The sequence below is a fragment of the Peribacillus sp. S4 genome, from assembly GCF_046715815.1.
Lineage (GTDB): Bacteria > Bacillota > Bacilli > Bacillales > DSM-1321 > Peribacillus > Peribacillus frigoritolerans.
In genome coordinates this window covers 3,417,666-3,443,167 of sequence record NZ_CP175708.1, presented here as the reverse complement: position 1 = coordinate 3,443,167, position 25,502 = coordinate 3,417,666, and the positions used below count along the sequence as shown (strand labels likewise).

Sequence of the window (25,502 nt, the reverse complement as noted above, 5' to 3'; positions counted from 1 at the left end):
TTTTACGAATGGGACAACCAGGCAGCATACATAGAAAAAACATAATACGTTTCATTTTCTAATGGTTGGTAAATATCTTGACTATTAATGTGAAATAAAGGATAATATACTTTTGCCTAAGATTATAATGATTCGGATTCTATATACTGATGATAGTTAAAAGGGGAGACCAGGATGCTTAAAACACTGCCTTTTTCGGTAACAAAGGAAGATTCTTTTTACGATAAGCTTTCAGAATGGATCGGTGATGTCTTTTACGATATTCTTCCCGAAAAAGGATTTGAGCTGCGTGACGAACAAATCTTCATGGCATTTCAATTAGAAAAAGCCTTTAAGGAAAAGAATGTAAGTTTTGCTGAAGCAGGGGTAGGGACCGGTAAGACATTGGTCTATTTACTATATGCGATTTGTTATGCGAGATATACGAATAAACCGGCCATTATTTCGTGTGCAGATGAAACGTTGATTGAACAGCTTGTCAAAGAGGAAGGCGACATCCAAAAAATCAAGAATGCTTTAGGTATTGAAGTGGATGTTCGGCTTGCTAAATATCACGATCAATATGTATGTCTGAAGAAGTTGGATTATGCAGTGAATCATGAAGATTCAGAGGGAATAGATCAGCTATATGATGAACTTCCCAAGTTTGTCCATGATAACTCATCCATGAACGCCTATACTGCATATGGGGACCGTAAACAGTACCCATATTTAAATGATGAAGACTGGTCTAAAGTTGGCTGGGATCAACTCCAAAACTGTTTCACTTGTGATAAACGCCATCGATGCGGGCAAACCCTATCACGGGACCACTATCGAAAATCAAGTGATTTGATCATTTGTTCACATGACTTCTTCATGGAGCATGTATGGACCAAGGAAAAGCGTAAGCGTGAAGGACAGTTACCATTGCTGCCAGATCATAGCTGCGTTGTCTTTGATGAAGGTCACTTATTGGAATTTGCTGCTCAAAAGGCTTTAACTTATAAAGTTGGGGAACAAACCCTTGCCTCGGTTTTGGAATTGCTTACAGCCAATCAGGTTCGTGAAGAAACCTTATACATCATTGAGGATTTAATTGATATTAATGAAGAATTTTTTGATTTGTTGGATGAAAAAGCGATACATGTCAGCGGATCTAATCGTTATGAAATCCCAATGTCCAAAGAAATTACAAGCTTTGCCCATAAGCTTCACAAAAAGGTTGAGGAGTTAGAGGAGAACCTAGTTTTTGAAGCGGAAATGTACACGATCAATGATTATGATTTAAAAGTGACGGAAGAATATTTAGAGCAGCTTGGCTACTCCCTTTCTCTATTTATAAAGGATGAACAGGCCGTTTCCTGGTTTGAAGAAAATGAAATGACCAAAACATTGGTCATCATGCCAAGGCTCGTACAGGATATTTTGTCTGAACAGGTATTCTCTAAAAAAATCCCTTACATTTTTTCATCGGCAACATTATCGGATAATAAATCCTTTCAGTACATTGCAGATAGTTTAGGGATAGAAAAGTATGACAGCTTTTCCGTTGAATCACCGTTTGATTACGATGAAGTCATGAAAATGAACATGCCTACCTTCGAAAATGGAGATCAATTGGCTAAACTTCAATTTACGATGAAGACAATTGAGGAAAATCAAGGTCGAACACTCGTGTTGTTCCAATCAAAAGAAGAATTGCATTGGTTCAAGGAAAACTGCCCAATGTCTTCTTATCCATTTTATTTTGAAGGGGAAGCGGAAATCAGCGAGCTGGTTAAGAAGTTCCAAGAGGATGAGCAATCTGTTCTTTTCTCCTATCATTTATGGGAAGGACTTGATGTTCCAGGGCCTTCATTACAAAATGTTGTGATACACTCCCTGCCATTCCCGCCGCGCGATCCAGTTTTCGAGGCTAAACGCAACTCGGTTTCCGACGCATTTGAAGAAGTGGACCTTCCATACATGCTCCTTCGCTTGCGCCAGGGAATAGGGCGTTTGATCAGGACGAGCAATGATTCGGGGACAGTCCAGATTTTGATTGATAAGGATCTTTCGGAGCAGGTGAAAGAGAAGATTGTATCCATTCTTCCTGTCACGCTCTAACTAAAGTCAATCCAAAAAAAGAGCCAAGGTGCCCCTTGGTTCTTTTTTTATTTTAATTTTTTAATCGGAGTGGTTCTGATAGGAATGATTTTTGTATAATATGGTAAAGTGTAGTTGGAAGGAGCAGTGACTATGACTAAAAAGGGTATCGATCTGATAGAAAACGAGTTTAAAGAATATGTTAAGAAAATCTCGGCGTATAATGAAGCACTCGCGTTAATTTTTTGGGATTTGCGTACAGGTGCACCGAAAAAGGGAGTTGAGCAGCGTTCCGAAGTTATCGGGGTGCTTTCCTCCGAAGTGTTTAATATGAGCACAAGTAAAGAAATGGAATCCTTCATTACAGAACTTTCGAAGGAGTCTCTTAGTGAAACGACTAATAAAATGGTGAAAGAGTGTAAGAAAGATTTTGAAAGGAATAAGAAAATTCCTGCAAACGAATATAAGGAATTCGTCATTTTACAATCGCGTTCTGAAAGTGCATGGGAAGAGGCAAGGGAAAAAGCTGATTTTTCTTTATTTCAACCTTATCTGGAGCAAATTGTAGCGTATACCCGCAGGTTTGTAGAATACTGGGGATATGAAGGGACTAAATATAATACCCTTTTGGATATGTATGAACCAGGCATGACTGTAGATGTACTTGACAGCGTATTCAGTGAGCTTCGGTCGAGGATCGTTCCTTTGGTAAAACAGATTGCAACAAGCGAACATAGACCTGAAACAGGGTTCCTTTATAAAGAATTTCCAAAAGAAAAACAGCATCAACTCAACTTGGAAATTCTAAAACAGCTAGGATACGATTTCAAGGCTGGCAGGCTGGATGAAACGGTTCACCCTTTCGAAATTAGAATAAATAGGGGAGACGTCCGGGTAACGACCCGATACGATGAAAATGATTTTAGGGGGGCAATCTTTGGTACCATTCATGAATGTGGACATGCCATTTATGAACAGAATATCGCCAATGAGTTAACCGGAACACTTCTTGATTCCGGGACATCCATGGGGATCCATGAATCACAATCTTTATTTTTCGAAAACTTCATTGGACGGAACCATAGCTTCTGGAAAAATAAATTCTCCTTATTAAAAGAATATGCCCCCGAACAATTCAATGACGTGACACTGGAGGAATTTTACCGGGGCATTAACGAATCGAAACCATCGTTCATCCGTATTGAAGCAGATGAACTGACGTATCCTCTACATATAATGATTCGGTATGAACTGGAAAAGGCTCTTTTTAATGGAGAACTTGAAGTGAAGGATTTACCGGAAGTCTGGAATGAAAAATATAAGGATTATTTGGGAATTGTTCCTGAAAATGATGCCATGGGCGTGTTGCAAGATGTACACTGGGCAGATGGCAGCTTTGGTTATTTCCCTTCTTATGCATTGGGCTATATGTATGCAGCCCAAATCAAGCAAGCGATGCTTAAAGATTTGCCTGATTTTGATGGACTGTTGGAAGCGGGGGATATTGCGCCAATCAGGGAATGGCTTAATGAAAATATACATAAATATGGAAAAACAAAAAAACCTTTGGAGATTTTGAAAGAAACGACAGGGGAAGGTCTGAATGTTCAGTATTTAATAAAGTATCTTGAAGATAAATATAAAGAAGTTTATAAAATCAAATGAATCAAAGGAAGAAGGACTTGCATTAAGTGTAAAGGCCTTCTAAGTTTGTAGACAAAAGGGGTTCGGAATTAAAAATTCCGAACCCCTTTTGGAAATTCCCTTTAAATTTCCGTCTGGAATTAAGCGATTGGGGCTCTACAAGCCCACTAGGTTAGGCCATTTTTGGACCTTACTATGTCCAATTGGCCATCTTTTTTAAAGTAATCCAGAGAAAAAAGTAAGCATCGCCTGCATCTACAATTTTAAGTCCCCTTAAAGTAGTCCACTGCATACCATTCCTTTGCATCTCCCGAATACACGCTCAATCGTTTCTTTACGTTTCGCATATATAGTTTTTACATCAAAATGATGACGCTGATGATCTGCCTCTTCCACATATGTTTGCCAGATAGGCCGTGTCACCACTTTTTGAAATTCTTTTTGCACACTGTGATAAAGATGAGGATGTTGCACAGATGTGTTTTGGCGATTTGTACTCACGATAACCCTCTTTATAAGTAATCATTTCCAGTTCATTTCGCTGAATAGAATCATGCTTTATAGGCAAAAGGGTTCTAAAAGTTAAAACAAAGTTGAACGGAATATGCGAGACGCCTGCTTAGAAAAGCGAGTCCAGGGGAGACCCGCAGGCGCATAAGCGACGTGGGCGGACCGCCCGCGGAAAGCGAGTACCTGTTGAGGAAATCAACGGTCAAATTGTACAAACCATAAAAGGGCATGAGCAAAATACCAGTAAATGTTATTTGAAGGACAGCGATGTTTTTTCTTTATAGGTAAATCCATGCTATTTAGGTTTAGTGATTTCACAATTTTCTATTAATACGAATGATGACTTATTTTTTTTATTGAAAGTTCGGTTTTTAACAAAAATAACTTTTCAAATAGAGTCAGCGTTGTTATAATTCATATATTAATAAAATATTAAGTTTCACTCGTATAATAGCAGGGATATGGCCTGCAAGTTTCTACCGGATTACCGTAAATAATTCGACTATGGGTGAGTAATAGATCTTGTTGCATAATGAAGGCCTTTGCTGATTCATTTTTCATTCATGCCCAAGAAGTATTGCTTCACTCAAAAAAAGTGCAGCAATGTTTCTTGGGCTTTTTTATATGCCTCGAAACAATTGCATAGATTATGGGTCAATAAACATCCAAGATTGGGAGGAACCTTCATGCAACTTTTAAAGGATAAAATTTTGTCCGAGGGTCAAGCTTTATCAGAAGATATTTTAAAAGTAGATTCATTTTTAAATCATCAAATGGATCCTATGTTAATGAAAGAAATTGGTAAAGAATTCGTAAAACGTTTCGAACAAAAGGAAATAACGAAAGTGCTGACAATTGAATCTTCTGGCATTGGACCTGGTTTGATGGCTGCGCTGGAATTGGAAGTTCCGCTCATTTTTGCCCGTAAACGTAAATCACTTACTTTAACAAATGATTTAATAACGGCGTCCGTTCATTCCTTTACAAAAAAAGAAACCAATACCATTACGGTTTCCAATAAATATATTGAAGCCGGAGATAAGGTTTTGATCATCGATGACTTCCTTGCTGTCGGACAGGCAGCACGTGGGTTGGTGGAAATCTGTAAGCAGGTTGGAGCAGAAGTCGCCGGAATCGGCATCGTGATTGAAAAAGCATTCCAAAGCGGTGGTAAGGATCTTAGGGAACAAGGTTTTCAAGTGGAATCACTTGCACGGATTGCTGAGTTGAAATTCGGTGAGATAACGTTTGCTGAGGAAAAGGAAGGAGAAGCCGTCAATGTCTAATCAATCACCATTAAAAGTTGCTTCATTAGGATTACAACATGTTCTTGCTATGTATGCCGGTGCAGTCGTCATTCCATTGATAGTCGGTGGAGCGCTGGGATTGACTGCAGCGCAGTTAACTTATTTAGTTTCGATAGACATTTTGATGTGCGGGATAGCAACTTTATTGCAAGTATGGAAAAATAAATTCTTTGGAATTGGGCTTCCGGTCGTCCTGGGCTGCACATTTACAGCAGTTAGCCCGATGATTGCAATTGGTACGCAATATGGAATCAACTCCATTTATGGATCTATTTTGGCGTCGGGATTAATTGTCATTATCATTAGTAAGTTTTTCGGAAAACTGGCAAGGTTCTTCCCGCCCATTGTCACTGGATCGGTCGTTTTGATTATTGGCATTACGCTCATTCCTGTTGCCATCAACAACCTTGGTGGTGGCCAAGGAGCTGCTGATTTCGGAGACTTGAATAATGTAGCTCTTGGGTTCGGAACTTTGTTATTCATTATATTCATGTATAAATTCTCATCAGGATTCGTACGCTCCATCTCTATTTTATTGGGGCTGTTAGTAGGAACATTTGCAGCTTTCTTCCTTGGGAAAGTGGACTTTAGCTCGGTTGTCAGTGCCACTTGGCTGCATATGCCTCATTTTTTCTACTTTGGAATCCCGACATTCAACGTCACGGCAATCATTACAATGGCATTGGTGGCGATCGTCAGCTTGGTGGAATCGACTGGTGTTTATTATGCTCTTGGTGAAATCACGGACAAAGAAATTTCAGAAGACGATCTGGCTCGCGGATATCGTTCTGAAGGACTTGCCATCATGATTGGCGGTTTGTTCAATGCGTTTCCGTATACAGCTTTTTCACAAAATGTCGGCCTGATTCAATTGTCAGGCATTAAAACAAGAAATGTCATATTCACAACGGCTGGCATTCTTATTTTCATAGGTTTTGTTCCAAAAATCGGTGCATTCACGACAATTATCCCTTCTTCCGTGCTTGGCGGTGCAATGGTGGCGATGTTCGGCATGGTAATTGCCGCTGGAATTAAGATGTTGAGCAAAGTTGATTTTGCTTCTCAAGAAAATTTATTGATCATCGCTTGTTCAGTAGGGATGGGACTAGGGGTGACCGTCGTTCCTGAGCTATTTGCGCAAATTCCGGAAAGCTTTCAAATCTTAACGGAAAACGGTATTGTTGCCGGAAGTTTGACAGCCATATTCTTGAATATCGTCTTTAACATCATCCCTACAAAAGGGAAAGTGAAGGAAGCGCGTATTGAAGGGCAAAATGTAGCCTGATTAAAAATAGATTCGGTAATCTTGATAGATTCACCTACCCAAAATCCTCAAGTGAAGAGGATTTTGGGTATTTTTTTCATTTAGGATAATGAATTTGGAGTTTTGTCAGATAAAAGGAAACTCTCTTCACTTTTTGAATATATTGATAGTATATGTTCAGGAAAGTAGTGATAGGGATGGAGAAAAAATATTGTATTCATTGCAGGACCATACTAAGCCAGGAGTATAGGTGCAGTGTGTGTGGAAAAGAGGAGTTTCAAAACATTATTATACAAGTGCAAAATCAATCTTCAGTAAAGAAAGATGACTGAAAGCGCCCCCTTACCAAATTATAGGTAAGGGGGTTTTATTAAATCGTGTATACATATCGATTATTAAGGTGATATGAAGAGTACCTCGCCATTTTATCGCCATTGCCCATCATGACGTGGGAGGTTGTAATACCAACCAATGCTTTGTCTCCTGCTAAAGAGGCGGTAACATTACCGGCAAGCATGCTGCCGAATTCTGCTGCAAAGGATTCAAGCATGATTTCACCGTTTTACTCATCCCATCCGTTTGTTCCCTCGATCATTGACTCCGTTATTCCTTTCTCTTTGGACATTCAAAAGCCGGACCTCATAAGTCAGCCTTTCGTACAGGAATGCATTAGCGCCCTTATCTGCATGAAAGGTGATATTGTGGAAGATGTTCCTCCACTTGTATTGTTGTACTTTCCGTTTTATGGTATTGTGCAGTCCTTTTTGCCTGAGTATTTAGAAGAAAAGAAAAAAAATTATTAAATGCCTATACATATCACCATTTAGCTATAAAGCATAATTGATGTCATGGTGGGTATATTAACCATATCATAATATTTAGGGGTGGAATCATGCCGTATTTATTATCTGCATCTCATGTAAAGCTGCCACATTTGCTTTCACAAGAAAAAATCATGGAATTTTCGAGAGAAATATTTGGAGCATCATTTAAGAATATAGAACGGTTACTAAAGGCCTTTAAGAATGGACAAGTGGAAAATCGATATTTTTCAAATGATCTCGATTGGTTTAAAGAGGATCATTCTTTTGCCGATCGGAATGATTTATATATAAAGCAGGCAATCAAATTTGGGAAAGAAGCTATAGAAAAATGCTTAGCCAACACAGAATTTTTAAAAGAAGGACTGCAGGCAAACGAGCTAGATGCTTTCTTCTTTATCTCAAGCACGGGGATTGCCACCCCGACCATTGATGCCAGAATAATGAATGAACTTACATTTAACCCTCATGCTAAAAGGATTCCGATTTGGGGGCTTGGCTGTGCAGGGGGAGCGAGTGGCCTATCACGTGCTTTTGAATATTGCCAAGCATACCCGACTGCGAAGGTCATTGTTTTAAGCGTGGAGTTATGCAGTCTGACATTTCAAAGGAATGACATCTCCAAAAGCAATTTAATTGGGACTTCCCTATTTTCCGACGGAGTAAGCTGTGTTTTGGTTTGCGGTGATGATGTACCGAGGGAACAGTTCTCAAAAAAAGTAAGACATTTGCAATTTTTGGATTCGCAATCGACACTAATGCCGGATTCATTGGATGTAATGGGGTGGGATGTTAAAGATCAAGGGTTATACGTGATTTTTTCGAAAGATATCCCTACAATCATCAAGGATTGGCTTAAACCGAATGTTCAAGAGTTCTTATTGGAGAATGGATTCGATCTAAACGATGTAAAAGATTTCATCGCTCATCCTGGAGGCAAGAAAGTAATTGATGCTTATCACGAAGCCCTCGGGTTCGATGAAAGCATGACGGGAGAGTCAATGAGCGTATTGCGTGAATTCGGCAATATGTCCTCAGCGACTATTTTGTACGTTCTGGAGAGGTTCATGCAGCGGGGCGGGAATAAAGGTGAGGTGGGCCTGGCTGCTGCATTGGGGCCTGGGTTTTCATCTGAACTTGTGTTAATGAGGTGGAAGTGATGATCTTCGCCATTTTCATTATCTTGATCGCTATACAGCGCCTTGTTGAATTATATATCGCCAAACAAAATGAAAAACAGTTGAAAGCCGGAGGAGCAATAGAATACGGTGAGTCCCATTACAAATGGATGGTTCTGATGCATCTTAGTTTTTTTATTGTTCTCATTATTGAAGTGGTCGCCCTTGAAAGGGATATATCTGGACTTTGGCCGATTTGGCTGACCCTTTTTCTAATTGCGCAGTCAGGAAGGATTTGGGTAATCCGTTCATTGGGAAAACATTGGAATACAAAAATCATAGTGGTTCCTGATGCTGATGTAGTCATTAAAGGTCCTTATAAATTTTTCAAACATCCGAACTATATCATAGTGGCAACTGAGATTTTAGTTATTTCCTTATTATTCAATGCATATTATACTGCTATCATCTTTAGTTTATTGAATGTTTGGATGATGATGGTAAGAATTCCACTGGAAGAGAAGGCATTAAAGGAACACACGGAATATTCTACGGTTTTTAAGGGAGAATAATAAAAAAATTTAATTACTTATTGAAAATGATTATCGTTCGTGATAAGATTCTAAATGAAGATGAAAATTATTCTCATTCGGATTTCAATCATTTATTTTAATTAAAAACTAAAAGCTAATCAATATAAAAGAGGATGGTGTTGGTAATGGTTTGGGTATTCATTTTATTGACAATCGCTACATATGGTTTTGTGATGAAACATGTATTGAATAATATTCAAAAACCGGCAAAGGCAGTAAAACCTTATACCGGGTCACCAATGGAAAACCGAGCTGCTTTTAACCCCACCCCAACAACCAGGTAAACATCCTGGTTTTTTTTTTGCATTCCAACAATAGGATCAAATTGCGCGAATCCACCAATTGGTGGTTTTTTTTTGAACATGGCCTGTAATGAATCATATAGTAAAAATAAAGCTGACGGTATGAATAACAAACGAAATCGTTTACAATAAGAATATCAAAATGACGATAGATTAAGGGGTATGGATTCATGATTCAAGAAACATTAAAGCAACAGTCCAAATTGGGAATTTTGACTGCCATGTATGAGAAATTTCAATCGGCAGGTGATACAGGCAATGCAGATAAAATGAAACAGTTAATCATGAAAGTGAATAATGAGGAGTTCATCATTGCTTTTTGCGGGCATTTTTCAGCGGGGAAATCTAGTATGATCAACTTTCTCCTTGGTGATCAAGTATTGCCTTCAAGTCCGATTCCTACGAGTGCAAATACGGTAAAGGTACAAAAAGGGGAAGACTATGCCAAAGTCTTTTACCATCATCAGCCACCAGTCTTATTTCCTGCACCTTATGATATTAAAGAGGTCAAGAAATTTGCCAAGGATGGAGATTCAGTATCGGCAATAACGATAAGTTCCAATGATTTTTCACTGCCGGATTCATGTGCGATCATGGATACGCCAGGAATCGATTCGACAGACGATGCACATAGAGTTTCTACGGAATCTGCCCTGCATCTAGCTGATGTCGTCTTTTATGTCATGGACTACAATCACGTCCAATCAGAAGTGAACTTCCTATTCACGAAAGAATTGTTGGAGGCTGAAAAACCGACATACTTAATTATCAATATGATCGATAAGCATGATGAAAAGGAGCTTGGGTTTCAAGACTTCAAGCTTTCCGTTTCTGAAGCTTTTGCGAACTGGAATGTATATCCTGATGGTATTTTTTATACATCCGTAAGAGACTTGAACAATACCGAAAATGAAATAGAAGTGGTCAAGCAATTCATATATGAAATGGCGGGCAAAGGTTTAAATGATGGGAAGGATGCCATCATGCAATCGGCTAATGCCCTTGTCGAACGACATCTTAATTGGCTGAAGGAGCAGTATGAAGAGGAACATGCCGATGATATTGAAGTATTATCAGAACTGCCTCATGAAGAGCGGATACACCTGACGAATCAGGTGGACAGCCTATTGAAAGAAAAAAAATCATTGACTGGACGCATAGAGGAAATCAAGGGCCAGTATGCCGATGCATTGGAAACCATTTTAAAAGGCGCATACATCATGCCGGCGGCAACACGGGACCTAGGTAAATCATTCTTGGAATCGGCTCAGCCGGACTTTAAAATGGGTCTATTATTTGCCAAGAAAAAAACGGATGCCGAACGTGAGGCACGTATTAAGGCGTTCTTGAGCGATCTGCAAGAAAAGGTGAAAACCCAGCTTGAATGGCATCTTAAAGAACTGGCGGTTAAAACGCTTAATCAAGCGGAAATCCATGATTCAACACTTGAAAGTAAGGCTCAGGCACTTCAGATCGAGGTAACGGAATCTTACATAAAAAACTCTTTGAAGCCTCAAGTCGATATTACGGGTGAATACGTTTTAAACTATACGAATGATTTGGCATCAGCCATCAAAAAGAAAGCACGTGATGTATCAGAAGGATTTTTGAATGATATGGTTACCGTTATGGAAGGAATAGTGGAACAGCAGTCCATGTCCATCGATAAGGAACTTGAAGGTTTTTCTGAATTTGCGGAAGCCCTTAAAGTTACTGCTGCGATGAACGCGGAAATCGAGTACCAAACGGAACGTTTAGAGGCCATTGCCCATCAAACTGAATCATTGGTCGATGAGCGTGAAATCGATATGCTGTTAACTGAATGGAATGAAGAGGAAAATAATATTACAGTCAAAATCATGACAACCGATAAAGTAAGTAATTCAAGGTCCGTCAACGAACAATCTGTAAGTGATCATGTTAAAGAAATCACGGATGCTGTACCTTCCGTGACTGTTTCTTCATCTGATGCTACTGATTTACGCGGAAAAGAAAAGCTGGTGGAAACTGCAGCGAGTTTAAAACAGGCGGCCGAGCTGATCCAACCTCTGAGAGGGTTTCAATCGCTTTATAAAGAACTGAAAGAGAAGGCAAATCGCTTGGAACAACAGACGTTCACGGTTGCCCTCTTCGGTGCATTCAGTGCGGGTAAATCTTCCTTTGCCAATGCTTTGATGGGAGAAAGCGTCCTTCCTGTCTCACCAAATCCGACAACTGCCGCAATCAACAAAATCATGTCTTCGGACGCTGAGCATCCACATGGAACGGCAACCGTCAAATTAAAGACCGAAGCGATGCTGTTGGAAGATGTAAGCCTGGCATTGGCAGCTTTTGATAAATCGGCAAAGACTCTGGATGAAGCACTGCAACTAGCAGGGCAAATCATTGCGAAGGCAGGGGAAGTTGATAAGGGTAAAACGCACTTATCGTTTCTTAGGGCGTTTCATCAAGGGCTTCCCGAGTACCAAAATGATTTAGGAAATGTGGTTACGGTAGACCTTGAAGGATTTAAACGGTTTGCTGCGGAAGAGTCCAAGTCATGTCTTGTTGATCTGATCGAATTGCGTTATGACTGTGAAATGACAAAGCAGGGGATGGTCCTTGTTGACACACCTGGGGCCGATTCGATTAATGCACGCCATACTGGAGCAGCTTTCGAATATATTAAGAATTCGGACGCCATCCTATTTGTGACTTATTATAATCATCCATTTTCCCGGGCAGACAGGGAGTTCCTGATACAGCTTGGACGTGTGAAAGATTCTTTCGCTATGGATAAGATGTTTTTCATCGTCAATGCCGTCGACCTGGCACAAACGACTGACGAATTGGACGAAGTGATGGATTATGTCACAGATCAATTGAATGGATTCGGTATCCGTTTTCCAAAACTGTTCCCGCTTACGAGTAAGGGGGCGTTGATGGAAAAACAAACGCCTGGTTCGTTTAAGCATTCATTCCTTCCTAATAGCGGAATCATGGAATTCCAAGGCCAATTCGATTCTTTCATAGAAAACGATTTAACTGGACTTGCGATTGAATCGGCTCAAGCGGCTGTAAAAAGAACCGAAGAATTGCTACGAGATGTAATTACAGCTTCCAGACAGGATGAGGAAGCGAAACGAAAAGCCCTGGAGACACTTTCTCATGAGTCACAGGCCATTTCGGAACTCCTTTCAGTCATTAAAGGGGATGCCGAAAAGCAACGGTTGAAAAAAGAGATAGACGAATTGACTTTCTATAGTAAACAACGGGTCTTCTTCCGGTTTAATGATTTCTTCAAAGAATCGTTCAATCCAGCTGTTTTAAAAGATGATGGAAGCGATCTGAAAATTGTCCTCAAGCAATCGATGAAGAACTTATTGGATGCGTTAGGCTTTGACCTTGCCCAGGAAATGCGGGCAACGGCTTTAAGGACGGAAATGTTCGTAAATAAATTACTGAATGAGAAACAGGGCAGTTTGCTTCAGCAAATGCAAAAAATAAGAAGAACCCTTTCATTACAGCCATATGAACCCAATGAGAGGGAATCCCTTGAATTCACTGAAGCTTTTGCCCAATTGGATACAGGGGAATTCAAAAAGGAATTGGCATTATTCAAGAATCCAAAATCTTTCTTTGAAAAGAATGAAAAAGCGAAAATGAGCGAAGGTCTTCAGAAGCGTTTGGATGAACCTGCCCTTATATATGCAAAAGAACAGGGTGAGCGGATTTACGAAATGTATAATGAAGTCCTCGATCAAGAGCTACTCGCGATTCAAAAAGAGTTTAAGACGGAAGTATCGGATATCTTTGCAGGTTTACGTGCAGCATTGGAGGAAACGGTTGATTTACCGTATTATGAAAATGCTGTAGCGGAATTGGCTAAAATGCATTCGAAATAGAAACGAGGTTCATTCATGAAAGAAAACCTTATTTCACGCTTGAGATACCTGGAAAAAAATGAGGATATAACGATATTGATGGCTGCTGTTACTGGCAGCCATTCTTTTGGTTTATCATCGGTCCAATCGGATTTCGATGTTCGGTTTATATATGTTCATAATGATAAGCGATCATACTTGAGCTTGAGTCAGCCAGTTGAAGTCATTCAAGTGAAAGAAGGCCTATTTGACATGGAAGGCTGGGATCTCTTTAAATCATCCCGACTTACCTTAAAGAGTAACCCTGCTCTATTTGAATTGTTTCAGTCACCTATCAGGTTGATAACCCATCCGGATTATTATAGGAAGATGACTGGTTTGATAACGGATTGCTATTCCAAAAAGGCACTGGGGCACCATTACTATCGGATGATGAGCGACAATCTTCAACAATTGACAAAAACAAGGGGTTCCGAAAGAAAAGAGCTAAAAATATGGGTACAAGTATACCGTTCGTATTTAACCCTTGAATATATCTTCCAACGGGGTTCGCTGCCACCATTATCGGTATGGGAATTACTTGATTCGGTTTCAATGGACCAAGGAATGAAAAACAGGATGATCCGGATATTTAAAGCAAAACAAATGGAAGAATGTATAAGCAACAATGAAAGTGAAAATAATCTTTCGCTAATAGAAGGGAAATCACTTTCCATAAAGAATGAGATAACTAGGCTACATCAAGGGAAGAACATGGAAATGGAACTTAATGAATTGATTTGGGCCATTTTGGAATAGGGGGATATGACATGAGTTTTATAATCGAAAAAGAAGAGCTGTTGCCGTTGTTGAATTCTAAAGATATCAGAATTTGTGACTGCCGCTTTCAACTAGGCTCTCCTGATGCAGGGTATAATGATTACAAAAAAGACCATATTTTAGGCGCTGTTTATTTCGATCTTGAAAAGGACTTATCAAGTCAGGTTCAAGATCATGGCGGAAGACATCCTCTTCCTGACCTGGAAACCATTAAAGATAAACTGGAATCAAATGGAATCACCAACGATACTGTACTTATCGCTTATGATGGCGGGGAAGGTTCTTTTGCTTCCAGGTTTGTCTGGTTGCTAAGCTACCTTGGGCATCAGAAAGTCTTTGTCCTGAACGGGGGATACCGCGCTTGGAGGGATGCGGGCTATCCGATTGACTCGATTCAAATGAATTATATGCCAACCGAATATCGTATCGATTTAAATGAACACGTTTTTGCATCTTTTCGAAAAGTGAAGGATTACACTTTGAATAGACCTGACGATATCGTATTAATGGATTCACGGGAATCTAAGCGCTACGAGGGAATCGAGGAGCCAATTGATAAAAAAGCCGGTCATATACCTGGTGCAGTAAATAAGGTGTGGACGAACGTTCTGGAAAATGGCTATTTTAAAAAGAAGGAAGATCTTCAGTCGAATTTCACAAGCATCGGTAAAGATAAGGAAATCATTGTGTACTGCGGTTCAGGTGTAACGGCTTCACCCAATTATATCGCCCTGAAAGAAGCGGGCTTTAAAGATGTAAAGATTTATATTGGCAGTTTCAGTGACTGGATCTCGTATGATGATAATCCAATTGAATAATATTTTTTCCAATTAAACGATCCTTAAAAAAAGGGACAGTTATGTTAAAATGGAAGTACATCATGATAGAGGTGATAATGTGTTAATGAAAGAAAATGAGCAGCATCCATCCTTTATGCTTGTCGATGGAATGGCGCTTTTATTTAGAGCTTTTTATGCAACGGCCGTTACTGGTCAATTCATGATTAACTCCAAAGGCATCCCGACCAATGCCGTTCAAGGTTTTTTGAAGCATATGCTGACGGCGGTGAATCACTTTTCACCCAGTCATGTAGCGGTATGCTGGGATATGGGCAGCAAGACTTTCAGAAATGAATTATTTGATGGATACAAGGCGAATCGATCAGAAGCTCCAGTCGAAATGATTCCTCAATTCGACTTAGCGAAAAAAGCGGTTGAAGCATTCGATATCCCTAACATAGGACTATCTGGTTATGAGGCGGATGACTGTATCGGAACAATTGCCAAAGCATCTGCACAACATAGCCGAGTGGGTATATTGACTGGCGATCAAGATATGCTTCAGTTAATAGAGGAAAACATTTCCGTACTATTATTAAAAAAAGGGTATGGTAACTATGAGGTGCATAATCCCGATAGCTTTTTTGAGTGGAAAGGGATTACACCAAGGCAAATGATCGATTTAAAAGCTTTAATGGGTGATACAGCTGATAACTATCCCGGAGTTAAAGGAATTGGGGAGAAGACAGCGTTGAAATTATTGATACAGTATCAAAGTATCGAAGGCATTCTTGAAAATGTTGCATCATTGACGAATGGGCAACGTGCTAAAATTGAATCCGCTGTCGATATGCTTCATTTATCCAGAAAGCTAGCAGAAATAAAATGCGATGTACCAATTTCATGTCCTTTGGACGATGCGGTTTATCAGTATGATCGCGAAAAGGTCAAAAACCTGGCTAGGGATCATGAATTCAGGACATTACTGCGCATGATCTAATCAAACAAGGGGGAGCTTCCTAATGGGAGCTCCCCCTTTTGAAATTCCCTTTAAATTTTCGCCTGAATTTAAGAGTTTGGGGACCTACTAGCCCGCGAGTCGAAGGGAGACCCCGCAGGCGGACCGCCCGCGGAAAGCGAGTGCCCTAGTTCCAATCAACGTTCAAATTGTACAGTCCGGGACATCGGTCCTTTATTTTGTACGATGATTTTTTTGTCGAAAAATGGATAGTCAAATTCTTTGATATACGGTAAGATGAAAATAAGGCATGAAGTATGGAGTGGATGAGCAAGTGGCGAAATCAACTGAAGAGTATGTTAGTTTTTTAGAGGGTAAGGGATTCACTTTTGGTAATGACGCGATTGGTTTTATTTATTTTGGTAAGCGCTACACGGATGCAAGTGATATTTTAGTCAATGCAGCAATAGAGTTGACATTAAAGGTACAAAAGAATTTTGATGGCAGCTTTTATATCTCCTTTTTGGAAAACTTAAAACAAAATGGCATTGAAACGCGTAGTGCAGCGGTATCGTTTGCAAAAGAACAGGGGCTACTTAAATAAATCGGACTTCGTAACTGGAAGTCCGATTTATTTTGGGCTTTTCAAGAAAACCCCTGTGTCACCGGTTTCTTTTTCTTAACAGGCAGTTCTGCAAAAATCATTCCCAAGAATATGAATGCGCAGCCGATGATGGAAGCGGAAGTTAATTTTTCCCCTATCAATATGTATGAGGATAACGCTGCAAAAACCGGTTCCATTGAAAAGATCAGCGCCACTCTTGTAGGTGTCGTGTAGGCTTGGAAGAAGGTTTGTGCGAAAAAGGCGAAGGCCGTGGCAAGGGCTGCCGTAACCAGCAAAGCAGTCCATACATCTCTCTGTAACATGACCTCTGAGCTGAAGATGACGGAATGATTCTCTTTGAAAATGAAAGCTGAAACAAATGATAATAAAGATACGGTGGAAACCTGAATCAACGTCAGCGGTAAAGCGGGAAGGGTCTTGGCATATTTAGCGGTAGTGATGATTTGCATGGCAAAACTGATTGCACACAAAAATACCAGCAAATCACCGATATTCAAATTGGAGCGGTCAGCGAAAGTCATTAAATAAAGTCCGATGGTTGCGGCTGCGACACCTATTATTGTATTGCGGGAAAGCCTATGCTTTAATAGCAGCAGGGAAAAAACAGGTACCATGACAACACTTAATCCTGTTATAAAGCCAGTCTTGGCAGGTGTTGTATAATTCAATCCGATCGTTTGAAGTCCATAGCCGAGAAAAAGCCATACACCAATGTGAAACCCAGCTTTAAAAAGGCCTTTGCTCCCGTTTTTCCCCTTTTTGTGTAGAGTAAATAAATAAGGGATGAGCAAGAATACGAATGCCATGAAAAAACGGACGGCATTAAACGTGAAGGGGTCAAGAAAAGATAGCGCATTTTGGACCATGACAAAAGTGACGCCCCAGATGAATACAACGAATAATAATGAAAAATCAGCTGTCTTGTTCATGATTTTCCTCAGCCTTATTCAAGCGAATGGCCCGTCTCGCCAACTCATCCGCGGACTTATTTTCGATATTTGGAATCCATTTCATGAAAAATAAATCAAGCTCGTCGGAAAGCTTTAACGCCCGTTCCAGCAAAAGGGCATACTTATTTTTTGCAAATCTTTTTTCAATGGCTTGGTTGATGGCTTGGGAGTCTGTACGAAAAGAAACGACTTGATACTCATTGGCCACACAAATCTCCAATGCTTTGATTAAGGCATGGTACTCCGCTTCATGGTTTTCCATATTCCCAAGCGGAAAGGAATGCCTCTCGACCACACCGTTATTATTTATGAAAACACCTGCACCGCTAGGCCCTGGATTGCCCGCACTGGCACCATCAATATACACTTCGATCAAGATGTGCTCCTCCTCGAGTTTAACTGTTTAAATGTTCGATATAATAACGTTCCATTTAAAATTAAGATTGAAACATGAGAATTTCAGGCTTATATGGGAACTATAATTAAAAAGAGTGATTAAAATGCTTACAATATATTATAAAGGGTATGACGAAAAAAAGGTATGAAAAATGTAAGCTGTTCTGCATGAATCGTGAATGGATAAGGAGCTGGAAATCTTTGAAGGTAATTATGCAATGGACATATCAAGCTTCAAAAAAACCATCTGCCGATTTCGTTTCGGATTGGCTTGATGCCGGGACTGCACTGGTCATTACAGAAGATCTTGAAAAGGCAGGAAGGCTGAAAGAAGTGGAATTCAAGGATGAATTCGATACAACATGGAACAAGAAGGAGTTAAAGAAACTCCTGACGGAAATTGAGGAAGAACCGCAGGATGTGACGGTCTTCTTTGATGGAGGTTTTCAAAAAGATGAAAAGGTGGCAGGAATTGGTGTTGCCATTTATTATCGTCAAGGAAAGAAGTTCTTACGGTTACGCACCAATGTGAAATTGGAGCAATTCGAATCCAATAATGAAGCTGAATATGCGGCTTTTCATGAAGCGGTCAGGCAGATGGACGAACTTGGAATCCACCATCAAAGCTGTGTCTTTAAAGGTGATTCTCTTGTCGTCTTAAATCAACTTTCCGGTGAATGGCCCTGTATGGAAGAAAACTTAAATAAATGGCTGGACCGCATTGAAGCGAAATTGGATAAATTAAAGATCATTCCTGTCTGCAAGCCGATTTCTCGAAAGGAAAACCAGGAAGCCGATCGCCTGGCCACACTTGCACTGCAGGGCAAGGCCATTTTCAGTAAAATAGAAATTGCTGGGTCAAAGGAGCCATAACAAAAATGAACAGGAAAAAAATATATGAAGAAGTGGAAGATGTTCTCGCTTCATTTTGCCAAGATTGTTTTTTAAGAAAGCATTTTCGAAAAGAGAAGGGGCGTACGTATGCCCATCAGTTCTGTATTTCAGAATGCACGGTTGGTGAAAAACTAAAACAGCTCGGCAATGAACTTAGTGACCGAACTTAATTGCTTTCATTAAGACACAAGAGAAAGAAGGATATGGTATTACAGATAAAAAATAGAGAAAAGTGTGAGAGCAATGAAAAATAGAAGAGGGAAGCATGTGAAACAGCCTCTTACCATACCCCCAAAATGATTTCATAAGGGAAGAATTGATAAAAGATGCATTTGCTTTAAGGGTAGAACATGTACAACCTAACGTAAATATTCAGGATAGAATCAATTAAGCTTCTCTTCATTTGAAAAACATCTTTCAAGATATACGTAAAGAAGGAAAAATACAGCTTGAAAAGATTGTATTGATTAAAGCAAAAGTTGCACCTGTCATTGCAGAAGCTGCAATGAACCCTGATATTTATTCCCTTTTCGATGAGCCGCATGCAGATCACGAGTACACGTATCGGCATAATATAGGTGTCGGGATAATCGCCACTTATCTAGGGATGAAGCTTGGATTATCCAAAGAAAACCTTTCAGCCCTGACTTTGGCAGCCATGCTGCATGATGTGGGGAAAACAAGGATTTCGGATAATATAGTGGAAAAACCGGGTAAACTGAATGAGGCAGAATATGAAGATATGAAACGCCATGCCATTTATGGATATGAATTACTTAAAAATATCCCTGGAATCCCACCATCGATTGCATTAACAGCCCTCCAGCACCATGAACGGGAAGATGGGCAAGGCTATCCTCAAGGGAAGAGTGGAAAGGATATCCATCTTCATGCGAAAATCGTCGATAGCCGACGTAGTCCATGCGATGTCATCATCATCAGGCCATGCCGTTTTATAAGGTGATTGAGCAAATGAACAGGGAAATGGTCAGTAAATTCAATCCTGAGATCCTAATGGAGCTTGTAAGCCGATTAATGTCCACGTTGGTAGGAAAAGAAGTCATGCTTACCAATGGACGATTCGGGACGATCATCATGATCGATCCATACAATCCCCATAAAGCTTTATTGAAAACCGGTACAGAGATCATAGATTTACGAATGGAAAATCGAATGAATCATCGGTTAATGGAAAAAAGCCCGATTATAAAAAATCGGGCTCTTCGTCATTCTGCTTTACCGAATCAAAATAGGTTTTGAGCATCACTTTATTTTCGCTGAAGTCTGCAATCGTATATTGATCAAGGACTTGAAGAAAAGCATCCAAGGCATTGTTAAGGACAAATTTCAATGAACAAACGGGAGAAATCACACAGTTATCGTGATCTTTAAAACATTCCACTAGATAAAAATCTTCTTCGGTTCTCCGCACAAGTTCCCCTACATTTATTTCAGCGGGTGTTTTTGCAAGCCGGAAACCGCCATTTCTTCCACGTATCGTCTCAATATAGCCTAATTTACCTAGATTATGAACAATTTTCATCAAATGATTTTTAGACAGTTGATATACTTCAGAAATCTCTTTGATATTTGATAATTTGCTTTGGTCGTGGGTAGCCAGGTAAATCAACACTCTAAGTGAGTAATCGGAATAACTCGTCAACCTCATGTTTATCGCCTCACATTCTATCCCCATTTGACTATATCATAAATGTGAACATTTTATAAACATGAAAACTTATTATCTGAAAAGATGTATAAAAAATATTGCTTTTAATGCATTTAAGTTCTAATATAAACATGTATTCAAAATACTTGTTTATGAAAAGAGGTTTACCTATGCTATCCCAGAAAACTATCGATATTATAAAATCAACCGTACCTGTATTAGAAGTGCATGGTACAACTATCACAACTGTATTCTATAAAAATCTTTTCGAAGCACATCCTGAATTATTAAATGTTTTCAATCATGCCAATCAAAAAAAGGGGCGCCAGCAAACTGCACTTGCCAACACGGTATTGGCAGCAGCTAAATATATAGATCAACTTGAAACGATTTTACCTGCCGTGAAGCAAATAGCACAAAAACATAGAAGCCTTGCAGTCAAAGCCGAACATTATCCGATTGTTGGAGAACACCTATTAGGCGCAATCAAAGAAGTGTTACAAGATGCGGCTACAGAAGAAATCCTTCAAGCTTGGGGAGAGGCGTACGGAGTCATTGCGGATGTTTTCATTAGCATCGAAAAGGAAATGTACGACGAAGCTTCCAATCAGGTCGGCGGATGGTCTGATTTCAAACGATTCACAGTGGTGGAAAAAGTACGGGAAAGTGACGTAATCACATCCTTTTATCTAAAGCCATCAGATGGAAATCAGGTTCCGGCATTTCTTCCAGGACAATATATTACCGTTCGGATCGAGATACCGGGTGAATCTCATTTATTCAACCGTCAGTATAGTTTATCTGATGTACCGGGTAAAGATTATTTCCGTATTTCCGTTAAAAAAGAAAAGCCGGGAACCTCTCCTGATGGAAGGGTCTCTAACTACTTGCATGAATCCATTCAGATGGGTGACAGTATTGACGTAACGGCTCCTGCAGGTGATTTCACCATCGACTTGGGTAAACGAACACCGGCAGTATTCTTGAGCGGAGGCGTTGGCATAACGCCTTTCATGAGCATGGTACATGCGTTGGCTGAAAAGACACCTGAGCGTGATGTACAATTCATTCATGCAACCGATAATGGCCATTTACAGCCGTTCAGAATGGAACTGACAGAACTAGGACACAAACTTACCAACTATCAATTATCCTTTGTCTTTAAAAATCCGAGTGAGGATGATAAGAACCTGCCGAATTTTGCAAAGCAAGGGTATGTAGATAAGGAATTATTGAGCAGTATTGTTAAACCTGAAGCTGATTATTATGTGTGCGGCCCTGTGCCTTTCATGAAGGCCATCATCACTTACCTGAAAGAGCTTGGGGTAGATACGGATAAAATCCACTATGAATTCTTCGGCCCGGCCATGGCGCTATAAGGTTCATTCATCGAAGGAATGTTATTGACATCAAGCAGATAATTTTGCATACTATATTAAAACAATGAACGTTGAGAGAAGATTAGTATGCGAGAATCACTGTGACAGAGAGCGGAGTCATTTGCTGGAAGGCCCGCGACAGGAATGCGCTGAACCTGCTTCTTGAGTCCTATGCAAAACATAGGCGCAAATCCTGGCGTTATCAGGCAAAGTGGAATGCATGAATTTGCATTCAATGAAGGTGGTACCACGGAGAGCAGCCCTTTTCGTCCTTATTTCGAGGATGAAAAGGGCTTTTTTTCATGTCTTAGATATTTATTGGAGGAAGTAATCGATGGAAAAGAAACGCATCGTTGTAAAGATAGGAAGTAGTTCTTTGACCAACACACAAGGTGAAATCGACCAGAATAAATTTTCCGATCATATCCAGGCAGTGGCAGCTTTAAGGAAAGCCGGACATGAAGTTGTCCTTGTTTCATCAGGTGCTGTAGCGACAGGTTTTCGCAAGCTTGGCTACCCTACGCGACCTGTCACTCTCAAAGGAAAACAAGCTGCTGCAGCTGTAGGTCAAAGCCTATTGATTCAATCGTATATGGAACAATTGGGGCATTTTGGAATCATTCCGGCGCAGATTTTATTAACAAGGAAAGATTTCTCGAAAAAAGATCGATATAAAAATGCATATGCCACATTGATGGAATTGCTTGAACGCGGCATCCTTCCGATCATAAATGAAAATGATACAGTATCGGTCGAGGAGTTGACTTTTGGTGATAATGATATGCTATCCGCCTTGGTAAGCGGGTTAGTCCACGCCACGAACTTGATCATATTAACGGACATTAATGGGCTCTATGATTCCAATCCACAGACAAATCCAGGGGCGAAACGATTTGATGAATTATCCGAAGTTACGGATGATTTATTGCAAATGGCAGAAGGTGCAGGATCTAATGTCGGAACCGGTGGGATGAAATCGAAGCTGATTGCAGCGCAAACGGCATTGTCACTAGGGGTGAAAGTATTCATCGGATCTGGTTTGGGGAGTGATAAACTTCTAACTATCCTTGAAGGCAATGGTGATGGCACATATATAGGGAATGAAGACATGGCGATGGTAACGAAAAACAAACAATGGATATCCCTTCATTCAAAAGTATCCGGGAAAATTTTCGTTGATGAAGGTGCCGAAAGGGCCTTAGTTTCAAATGGAAGCAGTCTGCTGCCAGCTGGAATTTATGAAATTAAAGGAGTCTTCAATAAGGGTGATGTTGTCGAAGTCTTTGGTGCAAATGGGTTATTAGGGCGGGGTGAGGTCCTTTATTCCGACGAAGAATTAAAACAGGCGATGGGAAAGAGGACATCCGAGCTTATAATCACTTCCATAGAAGTTATTCATCGCGATAAATGGGTGAAAGCATAAAAAATCAATTTCAAGAAAAAAGGGGGAGTTTAGAAATGAGTGAAGTGACGGCGAAAGGAAAGGCAGCCAAAAAAGCCAGTTATCAGCTAATCGGATTGAGTACGGAAAAAAAGAATGAGGCACTTGGGAAAATTGCGAAACAACTTATTATCGATAAAGATTTTTTGATAAAGGAAAACCAAAAGGATCTGGAAGATGGCAGGAAAAAAGGTCTCAGCGAGTCTATCTTAGATCGAATTATGTTGAATGGTAACCGTATTGATGACATGGCAGCGGCCATTATGCTTTTAATCGATTTAAATGATCCGATTGGGGAACGCTTGGAAACGATTGAAAAAGAGAATGGTTTATTGGTTAAAAAACAACGGGTGCCTATCGGGGTAATCGGAATGATTTATGAAGCAAGGCCGAATGTGACCATCGATGCAGCTACATTATCCTTGAAAACGGGGAATGCTGTCATCTTAAGAGGCAGCTCGTCAGCCAAATACTCCAATATCGCACTAGTCTCTTCCATTCATAAAGCATTGGAGAATACGGAAATCCCTGTAGAAGCTGTTCAGTTGATCGAGGATACGAGTCGTGAAACCGCTAAGGAACTTTTTCATCTAAATGACTATTTAGATGTCTTGATTCCACGCGGCGGAAAGAACTTAATTGAAACGGTGATTAAGGAGTCCACTGTCCCCGTCCTTGAAACAGGAGCAGGCAATTGCCATATCTTCATCGATCAGACCGCAGATATCACGATGGTCGAGAAAATTGTCTTAAACGGTAAAACTCAGCGACCATCCGTATGCAATGCCATTGAAGGGCTTCTGATCCATGAAAAATGGTTTGAAGAAAATGGAGTGCGTATTCTGGAACTCCTGGACGAAAAGGGTATTGAATTATATGGAGATGAAGCGGTTTGCAGCTCCTTTCCGAGAGCGAAAACGGCTACGGAGGAAGATTGGTCAACTGAGTACCTGGCTTTAAAACTCAGCGTGAAAACTGTAAAAGGTGTATCCGATGCCATTGATCACATAAACCAATACGGTTCCAAGCATTCTGAAGCAATCCTAACGAGGGATGAACAAAATGCTTACGCATTTTTGAATAAAGTGGATGCCGCAGCCGTTTATCACAATGCTTCCACCCGTTTTACCGACGGCTTTGAATTCGGTTATGGCGCAGAAATCGGCATTTCCACTCAAAAGCTGCATGCACGCGGACCAATGGGTTTACCTGCCTTAACATCAAGCAAGTACTTCATATACGGCCAGGGGCAAATCCGGGAATAGAATTCATTTCTTTCATGGAAGGTTATTAAACCTCAATTAAGGGTATTGTACAATACATTACTTTTAAAGGAGCAGATACCATGGACAAGAGGTTTATAGCAATATATGATAATGAAAATGAAGCGACTTCAGCAGTCAAAAATTTAAAGGAACAAGGATATACATCCGATCAAATATCAGTAGTGGCAAAAAACATAGATAAATTACCAACTGAAGCAGAGGAAGTCAGCCCGGCAAAAACTGATGGATTAGTAGCCGGGGCAGCAGCCGGCGGAGCTGTCGGATTGACAGGCCTGCTTATTGGAATGAGTGCATTGGCCGTACCAGGAATAGGTCCGATATTGGCAGCGGGTCCGATTTTCACCACATTTGGCGGAGCCGCAGCCGGGGCAGCATCGGGAGCAGGCGGATTGAGAAAGCCATTATTGGACATTGGACTGGAGGAAGCCGAAGCCGATCAATATCTAGAGGATATTAAGGCAGGGAAAATCCTTGTCATCGCCGATCCTTTTTAAGTTCGTAAGTAAAACTACCTTGAATGAACAGACTTATGATGTTTGAGAACTAAACTCCATAAAAAATCAAAATTAAACAGCTCTTATTTATTGATAAACCCCGTTCAAGATTCTTGAACGGGGTTAATCTGTTTGTAGGCTAATTTTATTGTCACTAACGATAAAATCAAAAGGAATTCCACATTTGTATGAAGAATAAAAGGAATATAGTCCTGTTAGCGTGAAAGGAAGGGGAATTATGGAAAATAACGTAGATGGAAGCCGCCCTTTAAGAAATTAAAGAGGCATGATGAATTTCACCATAAGGATCATTATGATGATGT

The 25,502-nt window shown here is 40.2% G+C and carries 25 protein-coding genes and 1 riboswitch; of the genes, 20 read left to right on the top strand and 5 right to left on the bottom strand.

Features of this window, described 5'->3' with window-relative positions:
* Positions 1–174: 174 nt before the first annotated feature.
* Positions 175–2,088, top strand: a complete 1,914-nt coding sequence (locus ACJ9PY_RS16240) for an ATP-dependent DNA helicase (RefSeq protein WP_095679354.1) — start codon at positions 175–177, stop codon at positions 2,086–2,088.
* 132 nt (positions 2,089–2,220) lie between these two features.
* The gene (locus ACJ9PY_RS16235) at positions 2,221–3,732 is read left to right on the top strand and encodes a carboxypeptidase M32 (RefSeq protein ID WP_411738583.1); all 1,512 of its coding nucleotides are present in this window, start codon (positions 2,221–2,223) and stop codon (positions 3,730–3,732) included.
* Positions 3,733–3,984: 252 nt separating this feature from the next.
* On the opposite strand, the gene ACJ9PY_RS16230 is transcribed toward ACJ9PY_RS16235, so the two are convergent.
* On the bottom strand, positions 3,985–4,212 hold the full coding sequence (locus ACJ9PY_RS16230; protein WP_098864328.1) for a hypothetical protein: 228 nt from the start codon (positions 4,210–4,212) through the stop codon (positions 3,985–3,987).
* A gap of 432 nt (positions 4,213–4,644) precedes the next feature.
* Positions 4,645–4,746: riboswitch (purine riboswitch) on the top strand.
* A 161-nt stretch (positions 4,747–4,907) separates the two neighbouring features.
* Here ACJ9PY_RS16230 and ACJ9PY_RS16225 point away from each other — a divergent pair.
* Positions 4,908–5,507, top strand: coding sequence for a xanthine phosphoribosyltransferase (locus ACJ9PY_RS16225; protein ID WP_057277826.1), 600 nt, complete (start codon positions 4,908–4,910; stop codon positions 5,505–5,507).
* Positions 5,500–6,813 carry a nucleobase:cation symporter-2 family protein gene (locus ACJ9PY_RS16220; protein ID WP_411738582.1) on the top strand — a complete coding sequence of 438 codons (1,314 nt, stop codon included), beginning with the start codon at positions 5,500–5,502 and terminating at the stop codon, positions 6,811–6,813. Before ACJ9PY_RS16225 ends, ACJ9PY_RS16220 begins: the two co-directional genes overlap by 8 nt.
* Positions 6,814–7,162: 349 nt before the next feature.
* Here the strand turns inward: ACJ9PY_RS16220 and ACJ9PY_RS16215 are convergent, their stop codons facing one another.
* Positions 7,163–7,342, bottom strand: a complete 180-nt coding sequence (locus ACJ9PY_RS16215) for a hypothetical protein (protein WP_411738581.1) — start codon at positions 7,340–7,342, stop codon at positions 7,163–7,165.
* 342 nt (positions 7,343–7,684) lie between these two features.
* Here ACJ9PY_RS16215 and ACJ9PY_RS16210 point away from each other — a divergent pair, with 342 nt between their 5' ends.
* The 8 genes from ACJ9PY_RS16210 to ACJ9PY_RS16175 all read left to right on the top strand — a co-directional run bounded on the left by ACJ9PY_RS16210 (position 7,685) and on the right by ACJ9PY_RS16175 (position 16,649).
* Complete coding sequence (locus ACJ9PY_RS16210) at positions 7,685–8,773, top strand: type III polyketide synthase (RefSeq protein WP_411738580.1); 1,089 nt, start codon at positions 7,685–7,687, stop codon at positions 8,771–8,773.
* Complete coding sequence (locus tag ACJ9PY_RS16205; protein ID WP_063575780.1) at positions 8,773–9,303, top strand: isoprenylcysteine carboxyl methyltransferase family protein; 531 nt, start codon at positions 8,773–8,775, stop codon at positions 9,301–9,303. Before ACJ9PY_RS16210 ends, ACJ9PY_RS16205 begins: the two co-directional genes overlap by 1 nt.
* Before the next feature lie 146 nt (positions 9,304–9,449).
* Complete coding sequence (locus tag ACJ9PY_RS16200) at positions 9,450–9,608, top strand: hypothetical protein (protein WP_186442078.1); 159 nt, start codon at positions 9,450–9,452, stop codon at positions 9,606–9,608.
* Positions 9,609–9,796: 188 nt separating this feature from the next.
* The gene (locus ACJ9PY_RS16195; protein WP_411738579.1) at positions 9,797–13,510 is read left to right on the top strand and encodes a dynamin family protein; all 3,714 of its coding nucleotides are present in this window, start codon (positions 9,797–9,799) and stop codon (positions 13,508–13,510) included.
* A gap of 15 nt (positions 13,511–13,525) precedes the next feature.
* The gene (locus tag ACJ9PY_RS16190) at positions 13,526–14,287 is read left to right on the top strand and encodes a DNA polymerase beta superfamily protein (protein ID WP_411738578.1); all 762 of its coding nucleotides are present in this window, start codon (positions 13,526–13,528) and stop codon (positions 14,285–14,287) included.
* 11 nt (positions 14,288–14,298) lie between these two features.
* A complete protein-coding gene (locus tag ACJ9PY_RS16185; protein ID WP_411738577.1) occupies positions 14,299–15,126 on the top strand; it encodes a sulfurtransferase in 828 nt (275 codons plus the stop codon).
* 85 nt (positions 15,127–15,211) lie between these two features.
* On the top strand, positions 15,212–16,087 hold the full coding sequence (locus ACJ9PY_RS16180; protein WP_057277833.1) for a 5'-3' exonuclease H3TH domain-containing protein: 876 nt from the start codon (positions 15,212–15,214) through the stop codon (positions 16,085–16,087).
* 268 nt (positions 16,088–16,355) lie between these two features.
* Complete coding sequence (locus tag ACJ9PY_RS16175; RefSeq protein WP_057277834.1) at positions 16,356–16,649, top strand: DUF6123 family protein; 294 nt, start codon at positions 16,356–16,358, stop codon at positions 16,647–16,649.
* 41 nt (positions 16,650–16,690) lie between these two features.
* Here ACJ9PY_RS16175 and ACJ9PY_RS16170 read toward each other — a convergent pair whose 3' ends face one another.
* On the bottom strand, positions 16,691–17,599 hold the full coding sequence (locus ACJ9PY_RS16170; protein ID WP_063575783.1) for a DMT family transporter: 909 nt from the start codon (positions 17,597–17,599) through the stop codon (positions 16,691–16,693).
* Complete coding sequence (locus ACJ9PY_RS16165) at positions 17,583–17,996, bottom strand: reverse transcriptase-like protein (RefSeq protein ID WP_063575784.1); 414 nt, start codon at positions 17,994–17,996, stop codon at positions 17,583–17,585. Before ACJ9PY_RS16165 ends, ACJ9PY_RS16170 begins: the two co-directional genes overlap by 17 nt.
* 221 nt (positions 17,997–18,217) lie before the next feature.
* Between ACJ9PY_RS16165 and ACJ9PY_RS16160 the strand changes: the two genes are divergently transcribed.
* The 4 genes from ACJ9PY_RS16160 to ACJ9PY_RS16145 all read left to right on the top strand — a co-directional run bounded on the left by ACJ9PY_RS16160 (position 18,218) and on the right by ACJ9PY_RS16145 (position 20,170).
* The gene (locus tag ACJ9PY_RS16160; protein ID WP_222619895.1) at positions 18,218–18,889 is read left to right on the top strand and encodes a reverse transcriptase-like protein; all 672 of its coding nucleotides are present in this window, start codon (positions 18,218–18,220) and stop codon (positions 18,887–18,889) included.
* 5 nt (positions 18,890–18,894) lie between these two features.
* A complete protein-coding gene (locus tag ACJ9PY_RS16155; RefSeq protein WP_034307842.1) occupies positions 18,895–19,080 on the top strand; it encodes a zinc-finger domain-containing protein in 186 nt (61 codons plus the stop codon).
* Positions 19,081–19,313: 233 nt separating this feature from the next.
* Entirely contained in the window at positions 19,314–19,874 is a 561-nt protein-coding gene (locus tag ACJ9PY_RS16150) for an HD-GYP domain-containing protein (protein WP_411738576.1), read from the top strand.
* Positions 19,875–19,882: 8 nt separating this feature from the next.
* Positions 19,883–20,170, top strand: a complete 288-nt coding sequence (locus ACJ9PY_RS16145) for a hypothetical protein (protein ID WP_411738575.1) — start codon at positions 19,883–19,885, stop codon at positions 20,168–20,170.
* Here ACJ9PY_RS16145 and ACJ9PY_RS16140 read toward each other — a convergent pair.
* Positions 20,115–20,579, bottom strand: a complete 465-nt coding sequence (locus ACJ9PY_RS16140) for an RrF2 family transcriptional regulator (protein ID WP_411738573.1) — start codon at positions 20,577–20,579, stop codon at positions 20,115–20,117. The two genes, ACJ9PY_RS16145 and ACJ9PY_RS16140, sit on opposite strands and share 56 nt — an antisense overlap.
* Before the next feature lie 170 nt (positions 20,580–20,749).
* Here ACJ9PY_RS16140 and hmpA point away from each other — a divergent pair, with 170 nt between their 5' ends.
* From hmpA to ACJ9PY_RS16120, 4 genes are all read left to right on the top strand, one after another.
* Positions 20,750–21,958, top strand: coding sequence for an NO-inducible flavohemoprotein (hmpA, locus tag ACJ9PY_RS16135; protein WP_063575786.1), 1,209 nt, complete (start codon positions 20,750–20,752; stop codon positions 21,956–21,958).
* A 334-nt stretch (positions 21,959–22,292) separates the two neighbouring features.
* Positions 22,293–23,381, top strand: coding sequence for a glutamate 5-kinase (gene proB, locus ACJ9PY_RS16130; protein ID WP_063575787.1), 1,089 nt, complete (start codon positions 22,293–22,295; stop codon positions 23,379–23,381).
* A gap of 35 nt (positions 23,382–23,416) precedes the next feature.
* Entirely contained in the window at positions 23,417–24,664 is a 1,248-nt protein-coding gene (locus ACJ9PY_RS16125; protein WP_411738572.1) for a glutamate-5-semialdehyde dehydrogenase, read from the top strand.
* Positions 24,665–24,744: 80 nt separating this feature from the next.
* Positions 24,745–25,179, top strand: a complete 435-nt coding sequence (locus ACJ9PY_RS16120) for a general stress protein (RefSeq protein ID WP_063575789.1) — start codon at positions 24,745–24,747, stop codon at positions 25,177–25,179.
* Positions 25,180–25,502 lie beyond the last annotated feature (323 nt).